The sequence below is a fragment of the Bradyrhizobium sp. USDA 4502 genome (assembly GCF_054063355.1).
In genome coordinates this window covers 1,641,272-1,661,522 of the sequence record NZ_JBSSGF010000001.1, presented here as the reverse complement: position 1 = coordinate 1,661,522, position 20,251 = coordinate 1,641,272, and the positions used below count along the sequence as shown (strand labels likewise).

At 64.9% G+C, this 20,251-nt stretch carries 12 protein-coding genes and 2 pseudogenes; 7 read left to right on the top strand and 7 right to left on the bottom strand.

Annotation, left to right across the window (positions count from 1 at the left end):
• Window positions 1-65: 65 nt before the first annotated feature.
• The 4 genes from ACVW1B_RS07340 to ACVW1B_RS07325 all read right to left on the bottom strand — a co-directional run bounded on the left by ACVW1B_RS07340 (window position 66) and on the right by ACVW1B_RS07325 (window position 4,930).
• The gene (locus ACVW1B_RS07340) at window positions 66-560 is read right to left on the bottom strand and encodes an RlpA-like double-psi beta-barrel domain-containing protein (protein ID WP_456821437.1); all 495 of its coding nucleotides are present in this window, start codon (window positions 558-560) and stop codon (window positions 66-68) included.
• 363 nt (window positions 561-923) lie between these two features.
• Window positions 924-2,861 carry an alkyl/aryl-sulfatase gene (locus ACVW1B_RS07335; RefSeq protein WP_456823009.1) on the bottom strand — a complete coding sequence of 646 codons (1,938 nt, stop codon included), beginning with the start codon at window positions 2,859-2,861 and terminating at the stop codon, window positions 924-926.
• A 528-nt stretch (window positions 2,862-3,389) separates the two neighbouring features.
• Window positions 3,390-4,241 (bottom strand): DMT family transporter, encoded by an 852-nt coding sequence (locus ACVW1B_RS07330; protein ID WP_253609468.1) that lies wholly within the window; start codon window positions 4,239-4,241, stop codon window positions 3,390-3,392.
• A gap of 92 nt (window positions 4,242-4,333) precedes the next feature.
• The gene (locus ACVW1B_RS07325) at window positions 4,334-4,930 is read right to left on the bottom strand and encodes a TetR/AcrR family transcriptional regulator (RefSeq protein WP_456781938.1); all 597 of its coding nucleotides are present in this window, start codon (window positions 4,928-4,930) and stop codon (window positions 4,334-4,336) included.
• A gap of 428 nt (window positions 4,931-5,358) precedes the next feature.
• On the opposite strand from ACVW1B_RS07325, the gene ACVW1B_RS07320 reads away from it, so the two are divergent.
• Both ACVW1B_RS07320 and ACVW1B_RS07315 read left to right on the top strand, forming a co-directional pair.
• The gene (locus tag ACVW1B_RS07320) at window positions 5,359-6,747 is read left to right on the top strand and encodes a cation diffusion facilitator family transporter (RefSeq protein WP_456821436.1); all 1,389 of its coding nucleotides are present in this window, start codon (window positions 5,359-5,361) and stop codon (window positions 6,745-6,747) included.
• Window positions 6,748-6,940: 193 nt separating this feature from the next.
• Window positions 6,941-9,263, top strand: a pseudogene (locus tag ACVW1B_RS07315) (ATP-binding protein).
• Between the two features lie 10 nt (window positions 9,264-9,273).
• Here ACVW1B_RS07315 and mdoH read toward each other — a convergent pair.
• The 3 genes and pseudogenes from mdoH to ACVW1B_RS07300 all read right to left on the bottom strand — a co-directional run bounded on the left by mdoH (window position 9,274) and on the right by ACVW1B_RS07300 (window position 13,989).
• The gene (gene mdoH / locus ACVW1B_RS07310; RefSeq protein WP_456821435.1) at window positions 9,274-11,394 is read right to left on the bottom strand and encodes a glucans biosynthesis glucosyltransferase MdoH; all 2,121 of its coding nucleotides are present in this window, start codon (window positions 11,392-11,394) and stop codon (window positions 9,274-9,276) included.
• Window positions 11,382-12,850 (bottom strand): annotated as a pseudogene (locus ACVW1B_RS07305) (glucan biosynthesis protein G). Before ACVW1B_RS07305 ends, mdoH begins: the two are co-directional and overlap by 13 nt.
• A 242-nt stretch (window positions 12,851-13,092) precedes the next feature.
• Window positions 13,093-13,989, bottom strand: a complete 897-nt coding sequence (locus ACVW1B_RS07300) for a LysR family transcriptional regulator (protein WP_018270739.1) — start codon at window positions 13,987-13,989, stop codon at window positions 13,093-13,095.
• A gap of 256 nt (window positions 13,990-14,245) precedes the next feature.
• On the opposite strand from ACVW1B_RS07300, the gene ACVW1B_RS07295 reads away from it, so the two are divergent.
• The 5 genes from ACVW1B_RS07295 to ACVW1B_RS07275 are packed head-to-tail and all read left to right on the top strand — an operon-like array spanning window position 14,246 to window position 20,221.
• Window positions 14,246-14,722, top strand: coding sequence for a formate dehydrogenase subunit gamma (locus ACVW1B_RS07295; protein ID WP_456821434.1), 477 nt, complete (start codon window positions 14,246-14,248; stop codon window positions 14,720-14,722).
• The gene (locus tag ACVW1B_RS07290; RefSeq protein ID WP_456821433.1) at window positions 14,719-16,287 is read left to right on the top strand and encodes a formate dehydrogenase beta subunit; all 1,569 of its coding nucleotides are present in this window, start codon (window positions 14,719-14,721) and stop codon (window positions 16,285-16,287) included. The genes ACVW1B_RS07295 and ACVW1B_RS07290 overlap by 4 nt, the downstream gene beginning before the upstream one ends.
• Before the next feature lie 13 nt (window positions 16,288-16,300).
• Window positions 16,301-19,177, top strand: a complete 2,877-nt coding sequence (gene fdhF, locus ACVW1B_RS07285) for a formate dehydrogenase subunit alpha (protein WP_456781075.1) — start codon at window positions 16,301-16,303, stop codon at window positions 19,175-19,177.
• Between the two features lie 2 nt (window positions 19,178-19,179).
• The gene (gene fdhD / locus ACVW1B_RS07280; protein WP_456821432.1) at window positions 19,180-20,016 is read left to right on the top strand and encodes a formate dehydrogenase accessory sulfurtransferase FdhD; all 837 of its coding nucleotides are present in this window, start codon (window positions 19,180-19,182) and stop codon (window positions 20,014-20,016) included.
• The gene (locus ACVW1B_RS07275; protein WP_076833312.1) at window positions 20,000-20,221 is read left to right on the top strand and encodes a formate dehydrogenase subunit delta; all 222 of its coding nucleotides are present in this window, start codon (window positions 20,000-20,002) and stop codon (window positions 20,219-20,221) included. The genes fdhD and ACVW1B_RS07275 overlap by 17 nt, the downstream gene beginning before the upstream one ends.
• Window positions 20,222-20,251 lie beyond the last annotated feature (30 nt).

The window sequence follows — 20,251 nt, the reverse complement described above, 5'->3', positions numbered from 1 at the left end:
GGGCGGATCAGCCAACGGGTCCGCGCTTGCCGCGTGCTACGCCCTGGCACTTTCGCGTCCGATGTTCAGCCGACCGGTCCGGGAATCCAATAGTCCCCCGCAAGCGGGCTGACCTTGACGCCACTGATGACTCCGAGCTCCAGGCTTGGATCGAAATAGCGCATCGTCCGCTCGTTGAGGTCAATGATGCGGCCAGGCCTGAGTGGCCCCACGTCATTTATCTTCACGATGACCTTCTTGCCGACAGCCTCGACGAGGGCAAATTTCGGCCTCGCGCCAAATTGGACCCCACCGAACTTCCGGCGCAGACTCGTCTTGATGGCAGCCGCCCAGACCGAGTGATCATAGCGCTCGCCGGAGGCTGTGCTTGGACCGCCCTCCTCCTTGCCGGGCTTGAACGGATTGTACATGGATGCCGCGCCAACGATTGCATCCCCACACGCGGCATTGACGACGGCGCTTGAATGAACCGCAGCGATTTCACTTCGAGCAGCGGTGCCAGAAAAGGCGAGCGCAACCAGGGCGCCGCAAATCGCGGCGCTCGAGCCGAACAGCATCATAACTCCTTGATTGATTTTCTTCGATCGTCCGGTTCCCGATGCCGCAAAACATGGTCAAGCGAACGCGGAGGCGTTTACGCGTGCCGATTCCTTGCGGATTCGTGCCAGTTCCGGCGGTGGAACCATCGTGAGAACCTGGGCGGCCCTCACACCGTGTTTTTCAGTTTCTCGCTCGACTAAAACAGAGATTGCGTCAGCAAAATGACTGAACGGAGCTGTCTTCGACAGCGCGTGAGGAGTGTATCGTCACCTTTCGCACCCGCTCGATCGCGGAAATCCGCGCGATCTTCGGCGAAGGTGCGCATAGCAAAGCGGCGCGAAGCAAGTGCCCCGCGCCGCTTGACCGTGTGATTATCGTTATGATTATCGCGACGTTCCCCCTCGCCCCGTTGTGGCGGATTGAGCCGTCTGGTTCGGCGTCACGATATTGAACCAGAAGTCGAACGTGTCGAGATACGACACGAGATCGCGCAGCTTGGTCTGGTCTCCGCTGACCTTCACCGCGCCGGACGAGATGGCATCATCAAACTTGGTCTGCTGCAGGATGATGCCGTTCAGCGTATCCCGCGACAACGCGACCGTCGCATCGGCATTGTTGGACTTCATGTTCGCCGTGTGGTTCAGCACTCCGTTCTTCAGTTCGACGAAGTAGTTGCCGTCCTTGCCGAACTCGAAGTTGAGCTTCGCATGCGCGTTGCCGGCCTTCTCCGCGTTGAGGCGAACCCCGAGATAGTCGAAGAACAAATCCGCGGACATCGCGCGCACCGTATCGGGGCTCGCGGTGTTCGGCGTCGGCAGCTTGGCGACACCGTTGCGCAGCTCCTGGGCGCCGGTCAGGTAGAAGTTGCGCCACGGTCCGGACTCGGCCTGATAGCCGAGCTGCTCGAGCGCGTCAGCTTCGAGATTCTTGGCGGCCTGATTGTCGGGATCGGCGAACACGACGTGGTGGACGGCTTGAGCCACCCAGCGATATTCGCCCTTGTCGTAGGAAGCCTTGGCCTTCTTCAGAACCTCGTCGCTGCCGCCCATGAACTCGACGTATTTCTTGCTCGCCTCGACCGGCGGCAGTTCGTGCAGGGTGGCCGGGTTGCCGTCGAACCAGCCAAGATAAAGAACATAGGTGGCGGCCACGTCATGATAGATCGAGCCGTAGTAACCGCGGTTTGCCCAGACATTGGCGAGGCTGTCAGGCATTTTGAATCCGTCGGCGATCTCGCGCATCGTCATGCCGTGGTTGACCATGCGCAAGGTCTGGTCGTTGATGAAGCGGTAAAGGTCGCGCTGGCTCTCCAGAAGTGAAACCACCTTGTCATTGCCCCATGTCGGCCAGTGATGCTGCGCAAACACCGCATCGACCTTGTCGCCCCACATCACCAGCGCCTGGTTGAGGTACTTCGACCAGGGAAGCGGCTCGCGAATTTTGGCGCCGCGAAGCGAATACGTATTGTGCAGCGTGTGGGTCGCGTCCTCGGCGGATTCCATCGCCTTCTTTTCCTCGATGAACCACATCATCTCCGACGGCGCTTCCGAACCGGGCGCCATCAGAAACTCGTAGGTCAAGCCGTCGATCTTCTCTTTCTGTCCGGTTTCCTTGATGATGTTGGTCGGCGCGATGAGCGTCACCGTGCCTGCCGAGGTCGTGGTGCCGAGACCCGCGCCGACCTGCCCCTTCGGATCCGCCTTGAGCAGGTTGCCGTACATGTAACTGGCGCGCCGGCTCATCGCGGTGCCGGCCATGACGTTCTCGGCGACCGCAGCCTCCAGGAATCCATCCGGCGCGTAGATCTTGACCTTGCCGGACTGGACGTCGTCCTCGCTGGTGACGCCCCGCACACCACCATAGTGATCGACGTGGCTGTGGGTGTAGATCACGGCCTTGACGGGTTTGTTTCCGCGCTTCGAGCGGTACAGGTCGAGCGCCACCTTTGCCGTCTCTGCCGACACGAGCGGATCGACGATTGTAATGCCCTCGCTGCCCTCGATGATCGTCATGTTCGACAGGTCCTGATTGCGGACCTGATAGATGCCGTCGGTCACCTCGAACAAGCCGGAGATGTTGATCAGCCGGGATTGTCGCCACAGGCTTGGGTTGACCGTATCGGGGGCTGTCGCGTCGCTGATGAAGCCGTACTGCTGCGGGTTCCAGATCGCGTTGCCCGTGCTTCCCTTGATTGCCTCGGAAGGCAGCGCGGCCATGAAGCCTTTGTTCGCGGCGTCGAAATCGGAGGTGTCGTTAAACGGCAGCTGTTTCAGCAAGACCGAATTCGTCTGCTTGGTCGCATCGGCCGCGCCCTTGCGCAAATCTTGAGTCTGTGCCGCGGCCGTACCGATCAGCCCCGCGCTGACAACCCCGAGGATTGACGCCTTCGCGAAAACGCTCCTCATGTGGCCTCTCCCTTTACATTGGATATTGGTCCACTCCCTGAGCACCGAGAGCATCGCCGCCAAACACGTCCAGAGGGCAATCGTTCCACCCGAAGTTGCGACGTCGAAACATGTCCGGCAGCATCCGTCCCGCATGGCTGCGCGCTCTGGCACAAGCTGCACACCAACGCTGCGGGCTGAGCGGTCAAAAAAAAAGATGTCTGGCGCGCGAAATCACGCTCCGAGTAGCCCTGCATGCCGCGATGGCCGGCTCTGAGGCGAGGCGCAGCGCACCGGCCACGCTGAGAGAGCGCTGTTTTGCCGCACACGCTCGCGTCCTGGCGATGGCGAACAGTTCGCATTTTACGCAAGCGGAAGGCCGCCCGAAGGCGGTTCCCTGTTGTGGAAGCGGGAGCCATCGGCCACGGCCGAATTCCGTCCCTGCGAGCGCTACGTCTGGCTCGCCTACGCACCCGGCCTGACTTGTGTGATGGCGACGCCGGAGATTGCAAGCAGTCCGCCGACAATCAGCTTCGGCGTCACGCTGTCGCCAAGGAACAGCACGCTCGAGATCAGCGCGAACACCGGAAGCAGCAGCCCGAACGGGGCGACGCGGGCCATGGAGCAGCGGGCGATCAGCCAGAACCACAGGCCGAACCCGACAATGCCGCCGATGAAGACGGTGTAGGCGAGCGCCAGCCAGCCACGTTGATCCGCCGTGCCAAGGCTCGCCAGCTGTCCATATTCGAGCAGCAACGACATCAACATCACCTGCGGCACGGTGAGCAGCGACGACCACCCCATCAGCATCAGGGGATCGAAAGGGCCGTAGCGTTTCGTCAGGACGGTGGACGCCGCGAATGCGAACGCCGCGGCAACCACGAGCAGCAGTGGCAGCGCGTTTGCCGACAGCCCCGGCCCCGCCGCCAGCACCACCACGCCGACGAACGCCAGCACCACGCCGGCGGATGTGATGAGCGACGGCCGCTCCGCGAGCAGCGGCCAGGCGAGCAGCACGGTGAAGGGCGGGGCGAGTTGATAGGCGACGGCCGACATGCTCCCCGAGCCGAGCCCAAGGCCGACATAGAACAGCCCGAAGTTCAGTCCGCCGAGGAAAACCGAAATAGCCGCGACAGGGCCGAGCTGTTGGCGTGTCGGCCTTCTGACGAACGGAACAAGCAGCAGCGCGATGGCCAGGAAGCGCAGTCCGAGGAAGAACAGCGGCGGAAACTCGGTGACGCCGACCTTGATGACCACGAACTGATAACCCCAGAGCAAGGGAACGGCCACCGCGCAAATGATCTGGATGGCAGACATCGCATCCTTCCTTTCAAGACCGATCGGTCCATATATTGGCGTACCGATCGCGCAGACGTCCAGAGGACATCAAGGGTCATTCCAACAGTTGCTTATTTGATGAAGCGATCGAGCAGCGCGTCGGCGGTGGCTTGCGACATGGTGCGCGCCGGCGCCGTTTTGGCGACCACGCGCAGCCCCCAAAGGAAACAGATCAGAATTCGGGCGGCACTCGAAGGCTCGACGCCATCGGCCAATCTGCCCGCGGTCTCCGCACGGGAAAATGCGTCCGCCACCCTGGTCTCCATGGTTTTGAAGAAGCTCGCGAAGCGGCGGCCAACCTCGGCATCCTGGCCAGCCAGCTCCATCGCCGTCGCCACCAACAGGCAGCCGCGCCGGCCATTGGCACCGCACGCGCGTTCAACGTAACCGGCAAGGTAGGCCCGCAGGCCATCGACCGGATCTCTGCGGGGATCGAGTTCGTCATCCATCCGGGTCAGGGCATCGGCAATGTAGCGATCGAGTGCGCGCAGGAACAGCGAGTGCTTGTCGCCGAAAGCGGCATAAAGGCTGCCGCGCGAGAGTTTTGTCGCACGCAGCAGGTCCGGGAGTGCCGTGGCGTGATAGCCGCGCGACCAGAACACATTCATCGCGCGTTCGATGGCGGCGTCCACGTCGAAACTTCGCGGGCGGCCACGGGGCGCCTGCATGGTGGTTTGGCGGCTCATTGCCGATATATAGACCAATCGGTCCTTAAATGGCAAGGGCCGCTTTGGATCATTAGCTCGTAGGATGGGTAGAGCGCAGCGAAACCCATCGATTGCATCCGCACGCCGAGATGATGGGTTTCGCTGCGCTCTAGCGAAACGCGCCGCGAGAACGCGGATGTTTAGTTGACACGTCGCGCAACACGTCCAGCGTCGTCCTGGCGAAAGCCAGGACCCATTACCCCGAATGCGAGTCATGACGCGATTCAGTCGCTACAGCTCACTTCAACAACACAACCCTTGGTCATGGGTCCTGGCCTTCGCCAGGACGACAGCGTGATTTTGGCAAAATCCTGCAATTGCAACTGAGTGGCGATTGCGTTTCATCAACGACACTTGATGTTCACCAACTCCCTGCTAAACCGCCGCCCATGAGCCCTTCAAACACCAGCGCCCCCTCCACCAAGACATCGGTCGCCGCGATCTCGATCCTCGCCAGCGGCAGCATGGCGGTGGCGAAGTTCGTGGTCGGCATCGCGATCGGATCGCTGGCGCTGATCTCCGAGGCACTGCACTCCTCGATCGACCTGGTCGCCACCATCATCACCTGGGCGGTGGTGCGGGTGTCGGACCAGCCGGCCGACGCCGAGCATCATTACGGACACGGCAAGTTCGAGAGCGTCTCGGCGCTCGGCATCATCGCCCTGCTCTATGTGCTGGCCGGCGGCATCCTGGTGCAGGCCTACAGCCATCTGCGCGAGGGCGCGCCGCCGCCGTCGATCTCGGCCATTCCCTTTGTCGTTCTGGTCATCGATATCGGCGTCAATCTGTGGCGGGCCCGCGCGCTGCACCGCGCCGCGCGCGACACCAAGAGCCAGGCGCTGGCCGCCGATGCGCTGCATTTCGCCTCCGACGTGATGGGCTCGACCGCCGTCATCGTCGGCCTGGTGCTCGCCGGCTTCGGCTTCTGGTGGGGCGATGCCGCAGCGGCGATCGCAGTCGCGGTGATGATCGCCCTGCTCGGCCTGCGCATGGCGCGGGAGACGGTCGAGACCCTGCTCGACCGCGCGCCGGAAGGCGCACTGGAAAAGGCCACCGCCGCCATCAAGGCCGTGCCGGGGGTGGTCGATGTCGACCGGTTGCGCGTCCGCATGGTCGGCGCGACGCATTTCATCGATGCCATCGCCAAGGTGCCGCGCACCTACCCGATCGACCGCGTCGAGGACATCAAGCGCAGGGCGCAGGCGGCGGTGACCAAGGCGTTCGGCGACGCCGACCTCACCTTCACCGCGGTGCCGGTGGCGCGCGATAATGAGAGCGTGCGCGAGCGCATCATGGTGATCGCGCGCAATTCCGGCCTCGCCATCCACCACGTCACGGTGCACGACATCGGCGGCAAGCTGATCGTCGGCATCGACCTCGAGGTCGACGGCAACATGGCGCTCGACGCGGCGCACGACATCGCCCACCAGCTCGAGCGCGCGATCCGCGAGGATTTCGGCGAGGACGTCGAGGTCGACACCCATATCGAGCCGCTCGAGCCGGAACTGCCGTGGGGAACCGACGCCGCGCCGGACCGCGTCGAAGCCATCAAGGCGGCGCTGACCGGCTTTGCCGATGGCGGCGCGATCCATGACATCCACAATGTGCGGGTCCGCAACACCGACGCCGGCGAGGTCGTCAACTTCCATTGCCGAGCTCGGCCTTCGATGAGTGTGATCAAGGTGCACGAAAGCGTCGACGAGATCGAACGCAAGCTGCGTCGTGCGTTCCCCACCGTGAAGCGTGTGATCAGTCACGCAGAGCCGACGCGCGGGTAATTCTACGGAGCTGTTCCTGTTTCGGACTCACTTTGCGCCGCATGATTCTCTCCGGGACAAGAATTTTTTCGCATTAACGAATCGTTGACTCTCGACAGTCCCGGAAATCTGGATTCAAATGATCATGATTCGGATGCATCGTGGGGAGCATCCGAACCGGGTAAAAAATCAGCTTAGAGCGGGGGTCTCAGGCATGGCGCGCGCGCATGCAGCGAACGCGTGCGTCCAATCCGATTCGATCAAGGGATTGGCGCAGTCGATCGCGAAACCGGCCTATCACAGGCTCCTGACGGCCGAGCCTGCCCTGCGCCGCGCTGTCCCTACCCTCCATCATCGCCTTCCTCATCACGATCTGCCTCGGCGCCTTCGTCCAGGTGATCGACCAGAACCGGCAGAAGCGCGGCGCGATGAAGCGCGACCTTGCTGCACTGTCCGACATCCTCGCCGAACGTCTCGATCGCCTGACCTCGGTGCGGCGCGACCGGCTCGCCAACATCGAGCGGATGCAGGAACTGCTGCCGGACCTGATCCCGTCCTGGGGCATCGCCTATGGCCGCCACGTCATCATCACCAGCGCCGATCACCGCGTGCTGGCGCGCGTGCCGGTCGATGGCGCCGGCGAGAACGACCGCATCCTCGACATCGTCTCCACCGCGCAACTGCTCGTCGCGCCCGGCCAGCAGGGCACGGTCAGCGACATGACGCTGCCCGGCGGCACCGGCGCACTGGCGATCTCGCAACTCGTCAAGTCGCTGCCCGGCCAGGTCGTCGTCATCCAGGAAATGAACGAGCCAATCTGGGGATCGGACGCGGCGCTCTCGGTGACGCTGTCGGCGACCACGAGCTTCGTCGTGCTGATCCTCGGCTTCGCATTCCACTGGCAATCGACCCGCGCCCGCGAGGGCGACCTGATCAACGACGCCGTGCGCGGCCGGATCGACACCGCGCTCAACCGCGGCCGCTGCGGATTGTGGGACTGGGACCTGTCGCGCGGCCGGATCTTCTGGTCGCAGTCGATGTTCACCCTGCTCGGCCTCGACACCCGCAACGACCTCCTCACCTTCGGCGAGGTCAACGCGCTGGTGAATTCCGACGACATCAACCTGTTCGACATCGCCGACCAGCTGATCTCGGGCAAGATCGATCACATCGACCAGAGCTTCCGCATGCGCCATGTCGGCGGCCACTGGATCTGGCTGCGGGTGCGCTGCGAGCTCAGCCACGCCGCCGCCGACGGCGGCCTGCACCTGATCGGCATCGCGGTCGACATCACCGAGCAGAAGAGCCTCGCCGAGAAGTCGGTGGAAGCCGACCTCAGGCTGCGCGACGCGATCGAGACCATTCCGGAAGCCTTCGTGCTCTGGGACGCCGACGATCGTCTCGTGCTCTGCAACTCGCACTTCCAGCGGCTGCACAAGCTGCCCGATTCCGCCGTCAGCCCCGGCACCTCCTACGAGACCGTGATCGAGGTCGGCAGCATGCCGGAAGTGCGCACCCGCCTGCACGAGAGCGGCGTCCCGGCGCCCGGCGCCCGCACCTTCGAGGCCCAGCTCGACGACGGCAGCTGGCTGCACATCAGCGAGCGCCGCACCAAGGACGGCGGCTACGTCTCCGTCGGCACCGACATCACCCGCATCAAGGCGCACGAGCAGAAGCTGGTCGACAACGACCTGCGCCTGCGCGCCACCGTGATCGACCTGCAGCGCTCGCAATCCGAGCTGGAGCGGCAGGCCGTCGAGCTTGCCGACCTCGCCGAAAAATATTCGCAGGAAAAGACCCGCGCCGAGGACGCCAACGCCGCGAAGTCGAAATTCCTCGCCAATATGAGCCATGAGCTGCGCACCCCGCTCAACGCCATCATCGGCTTCTCCGAGATCATGGGCAGCGGCCTGTTCGGCACGCTCGGCTCGGACAAATACGCGGAGTACTGCCACGACATCCTGACGTCGGGGAAATACCTGCTCGAGGTCATCAACGACATCCTCGACATGTCGAAGATCGAGGCCGGCCGCATGAAGTTCGACATGGAGCCGCTCGATCTCTCCGGCATCCTCGCGGAGTCGCTGCGCGTGGTTTCCGGCCGCGCCGAGCACAAGGGATTGTCGCTGGAGTCGAATATCGAAAGCACGATCTCGGTCGTCGCCGACCGCCGCGCGGTCAAGCAGATCATCGTCAACCTGCTCTCCAATGCGGTGAAGTTCACGCCCGACCACGGCCGCGTGCTGGTGCGCGGCCAGATGCTGGATGACTCGATCGTGCTGTTGATCGCCGACAGCGGCATCGGCATCGCGCCGGAATCGCTGCGCCGGCTCGGCAAGCCGTTCGAGCAGGTCGAGAGCCAGCTCACCAAGAGCTACCAGGGCTCCGGTCTCGGACTTGCGATCGCGCGCTCGCTTACCAATCTGCACGGCGGCTCGATGCGGCTGCGCTCCAAGCTCGGCGTCGGCACCGTCGTCCGCGTCACGCTGCCGCGCGATCCGCGGTCCCTGCAGACGAAGCTGCCGGAAGCGGCCTGAGCCCCCCACACTACTTCGCAAGCACCCCTTCCAGCAGAGCGGAATCGCCGAGCACGGCCAGCGTCTCGCGATGCGTGAGATGGCGGACCGCCTGGTCGAAGCTGTCGCTTGCCTCGATCCGCGCACGCGCCACCGCGAGGTGAAGATCGATCTCGCCCGGACCGCCGCGCCGCGCCGGCGGCAGCGACGAGAGATGGCGATGCAGCAGCCCGGAATCCTGCCGCAACGTCGCGAGCGCGGGGGCCGATGCGTGTGCCGGCGACGATGCGAGCTCGTTGGCTCGGACCAGCACGCGCGGCGGCTTAGCTTCCTCCGGCGTTACGAACAGCGCGCGCATCGCGGGCCTTGCGGTCCAGGCGCCGATCGGGATCGCAAACAGCAGGCCGACGATCACCGGCGACATCCACAGCAGCAGCGGCAGCGACACCGCCCAGGCGCTCATCGCCATCGCGACACCGCAGGCGGTCGGAACGCCGTACTTGCGATAGAGCTCACGCCGCTCGACCGCGCCGTCGTCGCGCCGCTGCGTCTGCCAGCCGGCATCCCGGCCGAGCAGGATCTCGACGACGGCGATCGACTGGAACACCATCATGACCGGCGCGATCATCGCCGAGATCAGCACCTCGGCGATTACGCCCGTAAGAGCCCGGAAGCCGCCGCCGAATTGCCGGCGCACGTCCGAGCGCGTCAGCAACAGGATGAAGCCGAGCAGCTTCGGCACGATCAGCAGCGCCATGGTGAGGCCAAACACCCAGGCGGCGAGCACCGGGTCCTGCGCCGGCCAGTTCGGGAACAGCGAAAAGCCCTTCGGAAAATATTCGGGCCGAATGAAGCGCGCCTGCAACGAGATCAGGATTCCGAGCAGCAGGAACGACAGCCAGAGTGGCGCGGTGATGTAGGAGCCGATCCCGGTCATGAAATGCAGCCGCGAGATCCAGTGCAGCCGGCGCGTCCTCAGCACGGCGAGATGCTGCAGATTGCCCTGGCACCAGCGGCGGTCGCGCGCGGCAAAATCCAATAGCGACGGCGGGACCTCCTCAAAGCTGCCGCCAAGCATCGGGGCCATGTAGATACCCCAGCCGGCGCGCCGCATCAGCGCCGCCTCGACGAAGTCGTGGCTCAGGATATGTCCGCCGAACGGCTTGCGTCCGGAGAGCTCGGGCAGCCCCGCCTGCTCCGCAAATGCCTCGATCCTGATGATGGCATTGTGCCCCCAGTAATTGCCCTCGGAGCCGTGCCACCACGCGACACCGGCGGCGACCATCGGCCCGTAGAGCCGGCCGGCAAACTGTTGCAGGCGGCTGAACAGGCTGCGCGCATTGACGATGACCGGCAGCGTCTGCAGCAGCGCCGCCTGCGGGTTGGTCTCCATCGCGTGCGCCATCCGCACCATGGTGTCGCCCGACATCAGGCTGTCGGCGTCGAGCACGATCATGAACCGATAGGCGCCGCCGAACCGCGTGATCCACTCGCCGACGTTGCCGGACTTCCGCGCCGTGTTGTCGGCGCGATGCCGGTAGAACAGCCGTTGCGCGCCGCAGGCCTCGCAGAGTTCGAGGAACGCCCTCTCCTCGGCGATCCAGATATCGGGATCGCGGGTGTCGCTGAGCACAAACCAGTCGAAGCTGTCGCCCTGCCCGGTTGCCTCGACGGACTCGTAGATGGCGCGCAGGCGCGCCATCAATTGATGCGGATTCTCGTTGTAGGTCGGGAGCAGGACCGCGGTCCGGCTCGCGAGCTGCGGCAACGGACCGTCGTCGCGGATCGGCAAGGCGTTGCCGTTGCGCCGAAGCAGAGCGAAGAAGCCGGCGAGCGCCGAAGCGAACGAAAACGCGATCCAGGCGAGCAGCGCGACGAACAGCACCAGCACCATGCCTTCCATGATCGTCACGCCGCCGACCTGGACCACCATGTACATCTCGTAGGCGCCGGCACCGGTCAGCGCCGCCGTCAGCATCAGGACGAACGCGCGGCGCATCAACATGCCCGCACCGACCGACACCGGCTTGCTCACCGCATGCGGCGGCCGGCCGAGATCGGCCGCCGACATCGCAAGCGGGCTCTCTTGTGGCAGGAAGCCGTCGGCCGCCGCAGCGACGTCAGGATGAGGCGACGTGACTATGGCGCCCATCGATAGACCCAGATCTCGGAGAGCGGCTTGTCATCCTGCGCCAGATGCGCACGCAGCTCGATCGGGTCCTTCTTGACGGCGCATTGGAAGCTGAGCCGCCATCCGCCGGTATTCGGATTTGGCTGCGTGACGACATTCGTGATCTCGGACTTCTCGGCCGTCACGACGCCCTTGACGCTATTGGGATCGATCCCCTTCAGATTGTCCCCGAACAGGTCGAGCACGAACAGCTTGCTGTTCTCGCCATGGGCGCCGATGCCGCTGCGCGTGAAGCGCGCGAGCGAATGCGGCTTCGGCGCATCCGGCCCCCAATGCAGGCGATAGGTGAAATTGGTCTCGCTCTTGGCCTTGAGCGGCGCCTTCGGCCGCCAGAACGCGGCGATGTTGTCGTGGATCTCTTCCTTGGTCGGGATCTCGAACAGGATGACCGCGCCCTCGCCCCAGTCGCCGATCGGCTCGACCCACAGGCTCGGACGCTTCTCGAAGCGCGATTCGATGTCCTGATAGGCGAAGAAATTCTTCTCGCGCTGCATCAGACCGAAGCCATGCGGATTGACGTCCTGGAACGTGCTGATCTGGAGGTCGCGCGGATTGCTCAGCGGGCGCCACAGGCTCTCGCCCGTGCCGTTGTAGATCGCAAGCCCGTCCGAATCGTGCACCGACGGCCTGAAGTCGTCGACCTCTCGTTGCGATCGTTGGGCCCGAAGAAGAACATGCTCGTCATCGGCGCAAGGCCCACGTGCTCGAGATCGGCACGCGGATAGAGCGATGCCTCGACATCGAACACCGTGGTCGCTCCAGGCCTGATCGTGAAGCGGTAGCTTGCCGCGCAGCTCTTGCTGTCGAGCAAGGCGTGAATGACCAGCGAGGTCGCGTTGGGCACGGGACGCTCGAGCCAGAACGCCTTGAAGAACGGAAACTCCTCGCCCTTGGCTTCGCCGGTATCGATCGACAGGCCGCGCGCCGACAGGCCGTAGGTCTCGTCCTTGGCGACCGCGCGGAAATAGCTCGCGCCGAGGAAGACGCAGACCTCGTCATAGTAGTTCGGCTTGTTGATCGGCGCGTGGATGCGAAATCCGGCAAAGCCGAGGTCGGTCTCGGTGAAGTCAGGCACGGTCTCGCCGAACGAGAACATGTCCTTGCTGTACTTGACTTCGCTGACCTTGCCGTCAGCGACCTCGAAGATCTTGACCTTGTTCTTGTAGAAGAAGCCGCGGTGGAAGAACTGCGCTTCGAACGGCAGCTTCGCGCCGCGCCACAGCGCGCGCTCGGGCGTGAAGCGGATCGAGCGGTACTGGTCGTAGTTCAGGTCCGTCAGACCGTTCGGCAACTTCTCGTCCGGCGCCTCGAACGACTTGCCGGCGAGATTGCGCGCAAGCTCCCTGACCATGCCTGGGTTGAAGGGTGCGTCCGTCGCGCTCCCTGCGGCGGCGGCCTGGCGCTGTGGCAAGAACATGAGTGTCGGCAATACGGCCGATCCGTGGAGTAACTGGCGACGATTCAAAGCAGCTCCTGCTCGCTGACCGGGACGCCGCAATGCAACCGCCGAACCGGCGCTGAGTTCCATCTTTGCTGCGAGCAAGCGAAGATTGTCCGCCGGCTGAACACCAGGACTTGCTTCAACACAACCACACAACGCGTGGTCGGTTGCTGCCGTGCCGAAACCGTGGCGAAAAGGCTGCGAGAGAATGCCGGGAGCTACGCGCTCTCGAGCGTCGGCGCGACCTCGCGTGCGACCTGCACCAAGGCTGCGATCAGCGGCGTCATCGGATCGCGCTGCGGGATCACGAGGCCGATGCTGTAGTCCACGACCGGATCGACGATCGGAATGCTGCGCACGGCATCCGCAAGGCCGAGCGTCTCGGCAAGCTTGGCCGGCATCACGCTGGCCCAGCGGCCGGTCTTCACGTGGGTGTAGAGCACGAGCAGTGAGTTCGACGTCAGCGTCGGCGTCGCCTCCGCGCCGACCGAGGTCAGCGCGCGATCGATGATGCGGCGGTTCTGCATGTCGGGCGTGAGCAGGCAGAGCGGCACGGTGCCGACTTCCTTCCACGTCACCTGCTTGCGGTCGCCGAACATCGCATCCGGCGCCGTCAGCAAGCGATAGCTCTCGTTATAGAGCGGGATGGTGCGGACCTTGCCGATCGGCTCGTTCTCGATATAGGTCAGCCCGGCATCGACCTCGAGATTCTCGAGCAGGCCGAGCACGTCGGCCGACGTGCACGACTGGATGCGGAACCGCACATCGGGATGGCGCGCCCGGAACGGCGTGGTCAGCGAGGCCACCATGCCGAGCGCGGTCGGGATCGCCGCGATCCGGATCTCGCCCGACAGCTTGTCCTTGAGGCTGTTGATCTCCTGCTTCATCGCGCGCGCATCGCCGACGATGCGCCGCGCCCAGTCCAGCGTCCGCTCCCCTTCCGGCGTGAAGCCCTGGAAGCGGGATCCGCGCTGCACCAGCATGACGCCGAGGATTTCCTCGAGCTGCTTGAGGCTGGTCGACATCGTCGGCTGGGTGACGCCGCAGGCCTCCGCGGCCCGGCCGAAATGCCGCTCCTTGGCCAGCGCCAGCAGAAGTTCCAGCTTGTCGATCAAGGTTCAGATCCCTTCGGAAAGCGGCGCCCCAAGCGGCAGCCCGATACGTCCATAGGTAGCACGATCGGGGTGCGATCCCGAAATCCAAAGCGCCGCGGAAGTGCGTGATTCCAGAACATTATTACGAAACCGCATCGATCCATTCGGCGACGCTATTAATCGCGTTTCGCAATCGCCGCATGAGACAGCTTTATTGATGTTTCGAAGGATTCCAACTCTCATGTGCGAAGCAAAAAACTGATCGTGAGAAGCGCTGATGACGGTGGGATACGAACCTTGGGACAAGGCGCGCGGCGCTGAAATCATCGCCGAGCATGCCGGGCTTGAAGGCGCCACGCTGGTGATCCTGCACGCGCTGCAGGAGGCCTTCGGCTACGTGCCGGAGCCTGCGATCCCGATGGTGGCGGAGGCGCTCAACCTGTCGCGCGCCGAGGTGCACGGCGTGTTCACCTTCTACCATGATTTCCGGAAGCAACCTGCCGGCCGCCACGTCCTCAAGCTGTGCCGCGCCGAGGCCTGCCAGGCCGCCGGCGGCGATGCGCTCGCGGCGCGCGCGGAAGCCAGGCTCGGCATTGCTCTCGGCAATACCACGGCGGATGACCGCGTGACGCTGGAGCCGATCTACTGCCTCGGGCTATGCGCCACCGCGCCCTCGGCGATACTGGATGGCCGCGTGGTCGGCCGGCTCGATGAAGCGCGGATCGACGCGCTGGTCGCGGAGGCACAGCGATGACAATGCGGATCTTCATTCCCCGCGACGCCGGCGCGGTCGCCGTCGGCGCCGACGACGTCGCCCTCGCCTTCGAGCAGGCCGCAGCAGCGCGCGGCATGCCGATCGAGATCGTCAGGACCGGCTCGCGCGGGCTGTACTGGCTGGAGCCGCTGGTCGAACTGGCGACCGCACAGGGCCGCGTCGCGTTCGGCCCGGTGACGCCGGCGGACGTTCCATCCTTGCTCGACGCGATGGCCGGCAGCGGCCAGCATGCGCTGCGGCTTGGTGTCACGGATGAGATTCCCTGGCTGAAGCGCCAGACCCGGCTGACCTTCGCCCGCTGCGGCGTGATCGATCCGCGCTCGGTCGACGACTACCGCGCCCATGGCGGCTACAAGAGCCTGGAGCGGGCGCTGACGCTGACCTCCGACCAGATCCTCGCCGACGTCACCACGTCCGGTCTGCGCGGCCGCGGCGGCGCCGGCTTCCCCACCGGCATCAAGTGGAAGACCGTGGCGCAGGCCAGCGCCGACCGCAAATACATCGTCTGCAACGCCGACGAAGGCGACAGCGGCACCTTCGCCGACCGCATGATCATGGAAGGCGACCCCTTCGTCGTGATCGAGGGCATGACGATCGCAGGTATCACGGTAGGCGCCACCAAGGGCTACATCTACATCCGCTCGGAATATCCGCACGCGGTCGAAGCGATGAATGCGGCGGTCGTGGTCGCCCGCCGCGCCGGCTTGCTCGGCAAGCGCATCGGCGGCTCCGCCCATGAGTTCGATCTCGAGGTGCGGGTCGGCGCCGGCGCTTATGTCTGCGGCGAAGAAACCTCGCTGCTGGAAAGCCTCGAGGGCCGCCGCGGCATCGTACGGGCCAAGCCGCCGCTGCCGGCGCACAAGGGGCTGTTCGGCCGCCCGAGCGTGATCAACAACGTGCTGTCGTTCGCGGCGATTCCCTTCATCCTCGACAACGGCGCCAAGGCCTACGCCGATTTCGGCATGGGCCGCTCGCGCGGCACGATGCCGATCCAGCTCGCCGGCAACATCAAATATGGCGGGCTGTTCGAGACCGCCTTCGGCGTCACGCTCGGCGAACTCGTCGACGAGATCGGCGGCGGCACCTTCACCGGGCGCGAGGTGCGCGCGGTTCAAGTCGGCGGCCCGCTCGGGGCCTACTTCCCGCGCGCGCTGTTCGACACGCCGTTCGACTATGAAGCGTTCGCTGCGCGCGACGGCCTGATCGGCCATGGCGGGATCGTGGTGTTCGACGACAGCGTCGACATGGCGAAGCAGGCCCGCTTTGCGATGGAATTCTGCGCCGTCGAATCCTGCGGCAAGTGCACGCCGTGCCGTATCGGCTCGACCCGCGGCGTCGAGACCATCAACAAGATCATCAATGGCGAGCGCGTCGCGGAAAACCTCGCTGTTGTCGAAGACCTCTGCAACACCATGAAATTCGGCTCGCTGTGCGCACTCGGCGGCTTCACGCCCTACCCCGTGATGAGCGCACTGAAACACTTCCGGGAAGATTTCGGCGGAGATCTAGGTCCCGCACCGGCCCGGTTGCAGGCCGCGGAATAGCAAGGAAATCACGATGTCGCTGATCCAGGAAACCGATTTCGGCACGCCCAAGTCCAAATCCGAGACGATGGTCACGCTGACCATCGACGGCAATCAGATCACGGTGCCCGAGGGCACCTCGATCATGCGCGCGGCGATGGAAGCCGGCACCCAGATTCCAAAGCTCTGCGCGACCGACATGGTCGACGCCTTCGGCTCCTGCCGGCTCTGCCTCGTCGAGATCGAGGGCCGCGCCGGCACGCCGGCCTCCTGCACGACGCCGGTCATGCCCGGCCTCGTCGTGCACACCCAGAGCGAGCGGCTGAAGAAGCTGCGCAAGGGCGTGATGGAGCTCTACATCTCCGACCACCCGCTGGACTGCCTGACCTGCGCGGCGAACGGCGACTGCGAATTGCAGGACATGGCGGGCGCCGTCGGCCTGCGCGACGTGCGCTACGGTTATGAAGGCGAGAATCACGTCTTCGCCAAATCGCACGGCTGCGAAAACGACAACTGGATGCCGAAGGACGAGTCCAATCCGTACTTCACCTACGATCCCTCGAAGTGCATCGTCTGCTCGCGCTGCGTCCGCGCCTGCGAGGAAGTGCAAGGCACCTTCGCGCTGACGATCTCCGGCCGCGGCTTCGACAGCCGCGTCTCGCCCGGCATGAACGAAAGCTTCCTCGGCTCGGAATGCGTGTCCTGCGGCGCCTGCGTGCAGGCCTGCCCGACCGCGACGCTGACCGAGAAATCCGTGATCGAGATCGGCCAGCCCGAACACTCGGTCATCACCACCTGTGCCTATTGCGGCGTCGGCTGCGCCTTCAAGGCCGAGATGCGCGGCGAGGAAGTGGTGCGCATGGTGCCGTGGAAGGACGGCAAGGCCAATCGCGGCCATTCCTGCGTCAAGGGCCGCTTCGCCTGGGGCTACACCACCCACAAGGAGCGCATCCTGAAGCCGATGATCCGCGAGCGGATCGAGGATCCCTGGCAGGAAGTGTCGTGGGACGAAGCCTTGAATTTCGCCGCCGCGAAATTCAAGGGCATCCAGCAGAAATACGGCCGCGACGCGGTCGGCGGCATCACCTCGTCACGCTGCACCAATGAAGAAACCTATCTGGTGCAGAAGCTGATCCGCGCCGGCTTCGGCAACAACAATGTCGACACCTGCGCCCGCGTCTGCCATTCGCCGACCGGCTACGGCCTGTCGCAAACCTTTGGGACTTCGGCCGGCACGCAGGATTTCGATTCGGTGGAGGACACCGACGTCGTGCTGATCATCGGCGCCAATCCGGCTTCCGCCCATCCGGTGTTCGCCTCGCGGCTGAAGAAGCGGCTGCGCCAGGGCGCCAGGCTGATCGTGATCGATCCGCGCCGCACCGAGATGGTGGAATCGCCGCATGTGAAGGCGCTGCATCTGCCCCTGATGCCCGGCACCAACGTCGCCGTGCTCACCGCGCTCGCCCATGTCATCGTCACCGAAGGGCTCGTCGATGAGACCTTCGTGCGCGAGCGCTGCGACTGGAGCGAGTTCCAGGATTGGGCGGCTTTCGTCGCCGATTCCAAGCACAGCCCGGAAGCCACCGCGATCATGACCGGCGTCGATCCGAAGGCGCTGCGCGAGGCGGCACGAATCTATGCCACCGGCGGCAACGGCGCGATCTATTACGGGCTCGGCGTCACCGAGCACAGCCAGGGCTCGACCACGGTGATCGCGATCGCCAACCTCGCGATGGCGACCGGCAATATCGGCCGGCCCGGCGTCGGCGTGAATCCGCTGCGCGGCCAGAACAACGTGCAGGGCTCCTGCGACATGGGCTCGTTCCCGCACGAGCTGCCGGGCTACCGCCACATCGCCGGCGACGCGGTGCGCGAGCAGTTCGAGGCGATGTGGAACGTCAAGCTCAACAACGAGCCGGGCCTGCGCATCCCGAACATGTTCGACGCCGCCATCGAGGGCAGCTTCATGGGGCTCTACGTGCAGGGCGAGGACATCCTGCAGTCCGACCCTAACACCAAGCATGTGGTGGCGGCGCTGTCGGCGATGGAATGCGTCATCGTCCACGATCTCTTCCTGAACGAGACCGCGAACTACGCCCATGTCTTCCTGCCCGGCTCGACCTTCCTCGAGAAGGACGGCACCTTCACCAATGCCGAACGCCGCATCCAGCGCGTCCGCAAGGTGATGACGCCGCTCAACGGCTACGCCGACTGGGAAGTGACGATCATGCTCGGCAAGGCGATGGGCTTTGAGATGAACTACACCCATCCATCCGAGATCATGGACGAGATCGCCGCGCTGACGCCGACCTTCGCGGGCGTCTCCTATGCCAGGCTCGACGAGCTCGGCTCGGTGCAGTGGCCCTGCAACGAAAAGGCGCCGGAAGGCACCCCGGTGATGCATATCGGCGGCTTCGTGCGCGGTAAGGGCAAGTTCATCCTCACCGAATATATCGCGACCGACGAACGCACCGGCCCGCGCTACCCGCTGCTGCTCACCACCGGCCGCATCCTCAGCCAGTACAATGTCGGCGCGCAGACCCGCCGCACCGAGAACGTGGTGTGGCACGCCGAGGACCGGCTGGAGATCCATCCGCATGACGCCGAGCAGCGCGGCGTGCGCGACGGCGACTGGGTGCGGCTGGCGAGCCGGGCCGGCGAGACCACGCTGCGCGCCGAGCTCACCGACCGCGTGGCGCCGGGCGTGGTCTACACCACGTTCCACCACCCTGACACCCAGGCCAACGTCATCACGACCGACTTCTCCGACTGGGCCACCAACTGTCCGGAGTACAAGGTCACCGCAGTGCAGATCTCGCCGTCGAACGGTCCGTCCGACTGGCAGAAGGCCTATGACGAGCAGGCACGCCACTCCCGCCGCATCGCGCCGGTGGTGGAAGCCGCGGAGTAACGATGCGCGAGCCCGTCCACCAATCAAGGCGGAAAGTCTGGCGTGACGGCGTCTTCAGCGACGGCGCGCGCCTGATCCCGGAGGAGACGCCGCTCGCGCTGACCTATAATGGCGGCACCTACGCCGTGATGATGGGCTCGCCCGAGGACCTCGGCGATTTCGCCGTGGGCTTCAGCCTGAGCGAAGGCATCGTGCAAGCGGCCGACGAGATCGAGACCCTCGACATCGTCGAGCTCGATGACGGCATCGAGCTTCGGATGTGGCTCAGGCCTGACAGGGCCGAGCGGATCGCCGAGCGACGGCGCAACATCGCCGGACCGACCGGCTGCGGCCTGTGCGGACTTGATTCCATCAGCGAGGCGGTCCGGCCGGCCGCGGTGGTGCGCGCGGGCCGCGCCTTCTCGCCGCGCGAGATCATGGCGGCGGTGGCGGCGGTGGCGCCGCTGCAGGAGATCAACCACCAGACCCGCGCCGTGCACGCCGCGGCGTTCTGGACGGGCGCGCGCGGCATCGTGGCGCTGCGCGAGGATGTCGGCCGCCACAATGCGCTCGACAAGCTCGCCGGCGCGCTGGCCCGCGACAAGGTCATGGCCAGCGAAGGCATGGTGCTGCTCACCAGCCGCGTTTCGGTCGAAATTGTGCAGAAGACCGCCGCGATCGGCGCGCCGCTGATCGCTGCGGTGTCGGCGCCGACCGCGCTTGCGGTGCGGATGGCGGATGCCGCCGGCATCACGCTCGCCGCGATCGCTCGCGCCGATGGATTTGAAATCTTTACGCATCCGGAACGCGTCACAGGCGCGATGGCCGGCAAGGAGCCCGCTTATGTCGTCGTCGCCTGACAAACTGGTCTATATGGCGAACCAGATCGGAAAATTCTTCCAGAGCCAGGGGCGCGAGCGTGCCGTGCAGGGCATTTCCGAGCACATCTGGAAGTTCTGGGATCCGCGGATGCGCAAGCAGATCTTCGCCCATCTCGACGCCGGCGGCACCGGCCTCGATCCCGACGTCCGCGATGCCTTGCAGAAGCTGAAGCAGCAGGCGTAGCGAACTGCAAACCCCACACTGTTTCTCACC

Excerpts from the sequence above, each read along its gene's own strand:
- ACVW1B_RS07340 (WP_456821437.1), bottom strand. The coding sequence starts at position 560 with ATGATGCTGTTCGGCTCGAGCGCCGCGATTTGCGGCGCCCTGGTTGCG.
- ACVW1B_RS07325 (WP_456781938.1), bottom strand. The coding sequence starts at position 4,930 with ATGCAGGCGCCCCGTGGCCGCCCGCGAAGTTTCGACGTGGACGCCGCC.
- ACVW1B_RS07275 (WP_076833312.1), top strand. The coding sequence starts at position 20,000 with ATGTCGTCGTCGCCTGACAAACTGGTCTATATGGCGAACCAGATCGGA.
- ACVW1B_RS07330 (WP_253609468.1), bottom strand. The coding sequence starts at position 4,241 with ATGTCTGCCATCCAGATCATTTGCGCGGTGGCCGTTCCCTTGCTCTGG.
- fdhD (WP_456821432.1), top strand. The coding sequence starts at position 19,180 with ATGCGCGAGCCCGTCCACCAATCAAGGCGGAAAGTCTGGCGTGACGGC.
- ACVW1B_RS07290 (WP_456821433.1), top strand. The coding sequence starts at position 14,719 with ATGACAATGCGGATCTTCATTCCCCGCGACGCCGGCGCGGTCGCCGTC.
- mdoH (WP_456821435.1), bottom strand. The coding sequence starts at position 11,394 with ATGGGCGCCATAGTCACGTCGCCTCATCCTGACGTCGCTGCGGCGGCC.
- ACVW1B_RS07320 (WP_456821436.1), top strand. The coding sequence starts at position 5,359 with ATGAGCCCTTCAAACACCAGCGCCCCCTCCACCAAGACATCGGTCGCC.
- fdhF (WP_456781075.1), top strand. The coding sequence starts at position 16,301 with ATGTCGCTGATCCAGGAAACCGATTTCGGCACGCCCAAGTCCAAATCC.
- ACVW1B_RS07295 (WP_456821434.1), top strand. The coding sequence starts at position 14,246 with ATGACGGTGGGATACGAACCTTGGGACAAGGCGCGCGGCGCTGAAATC.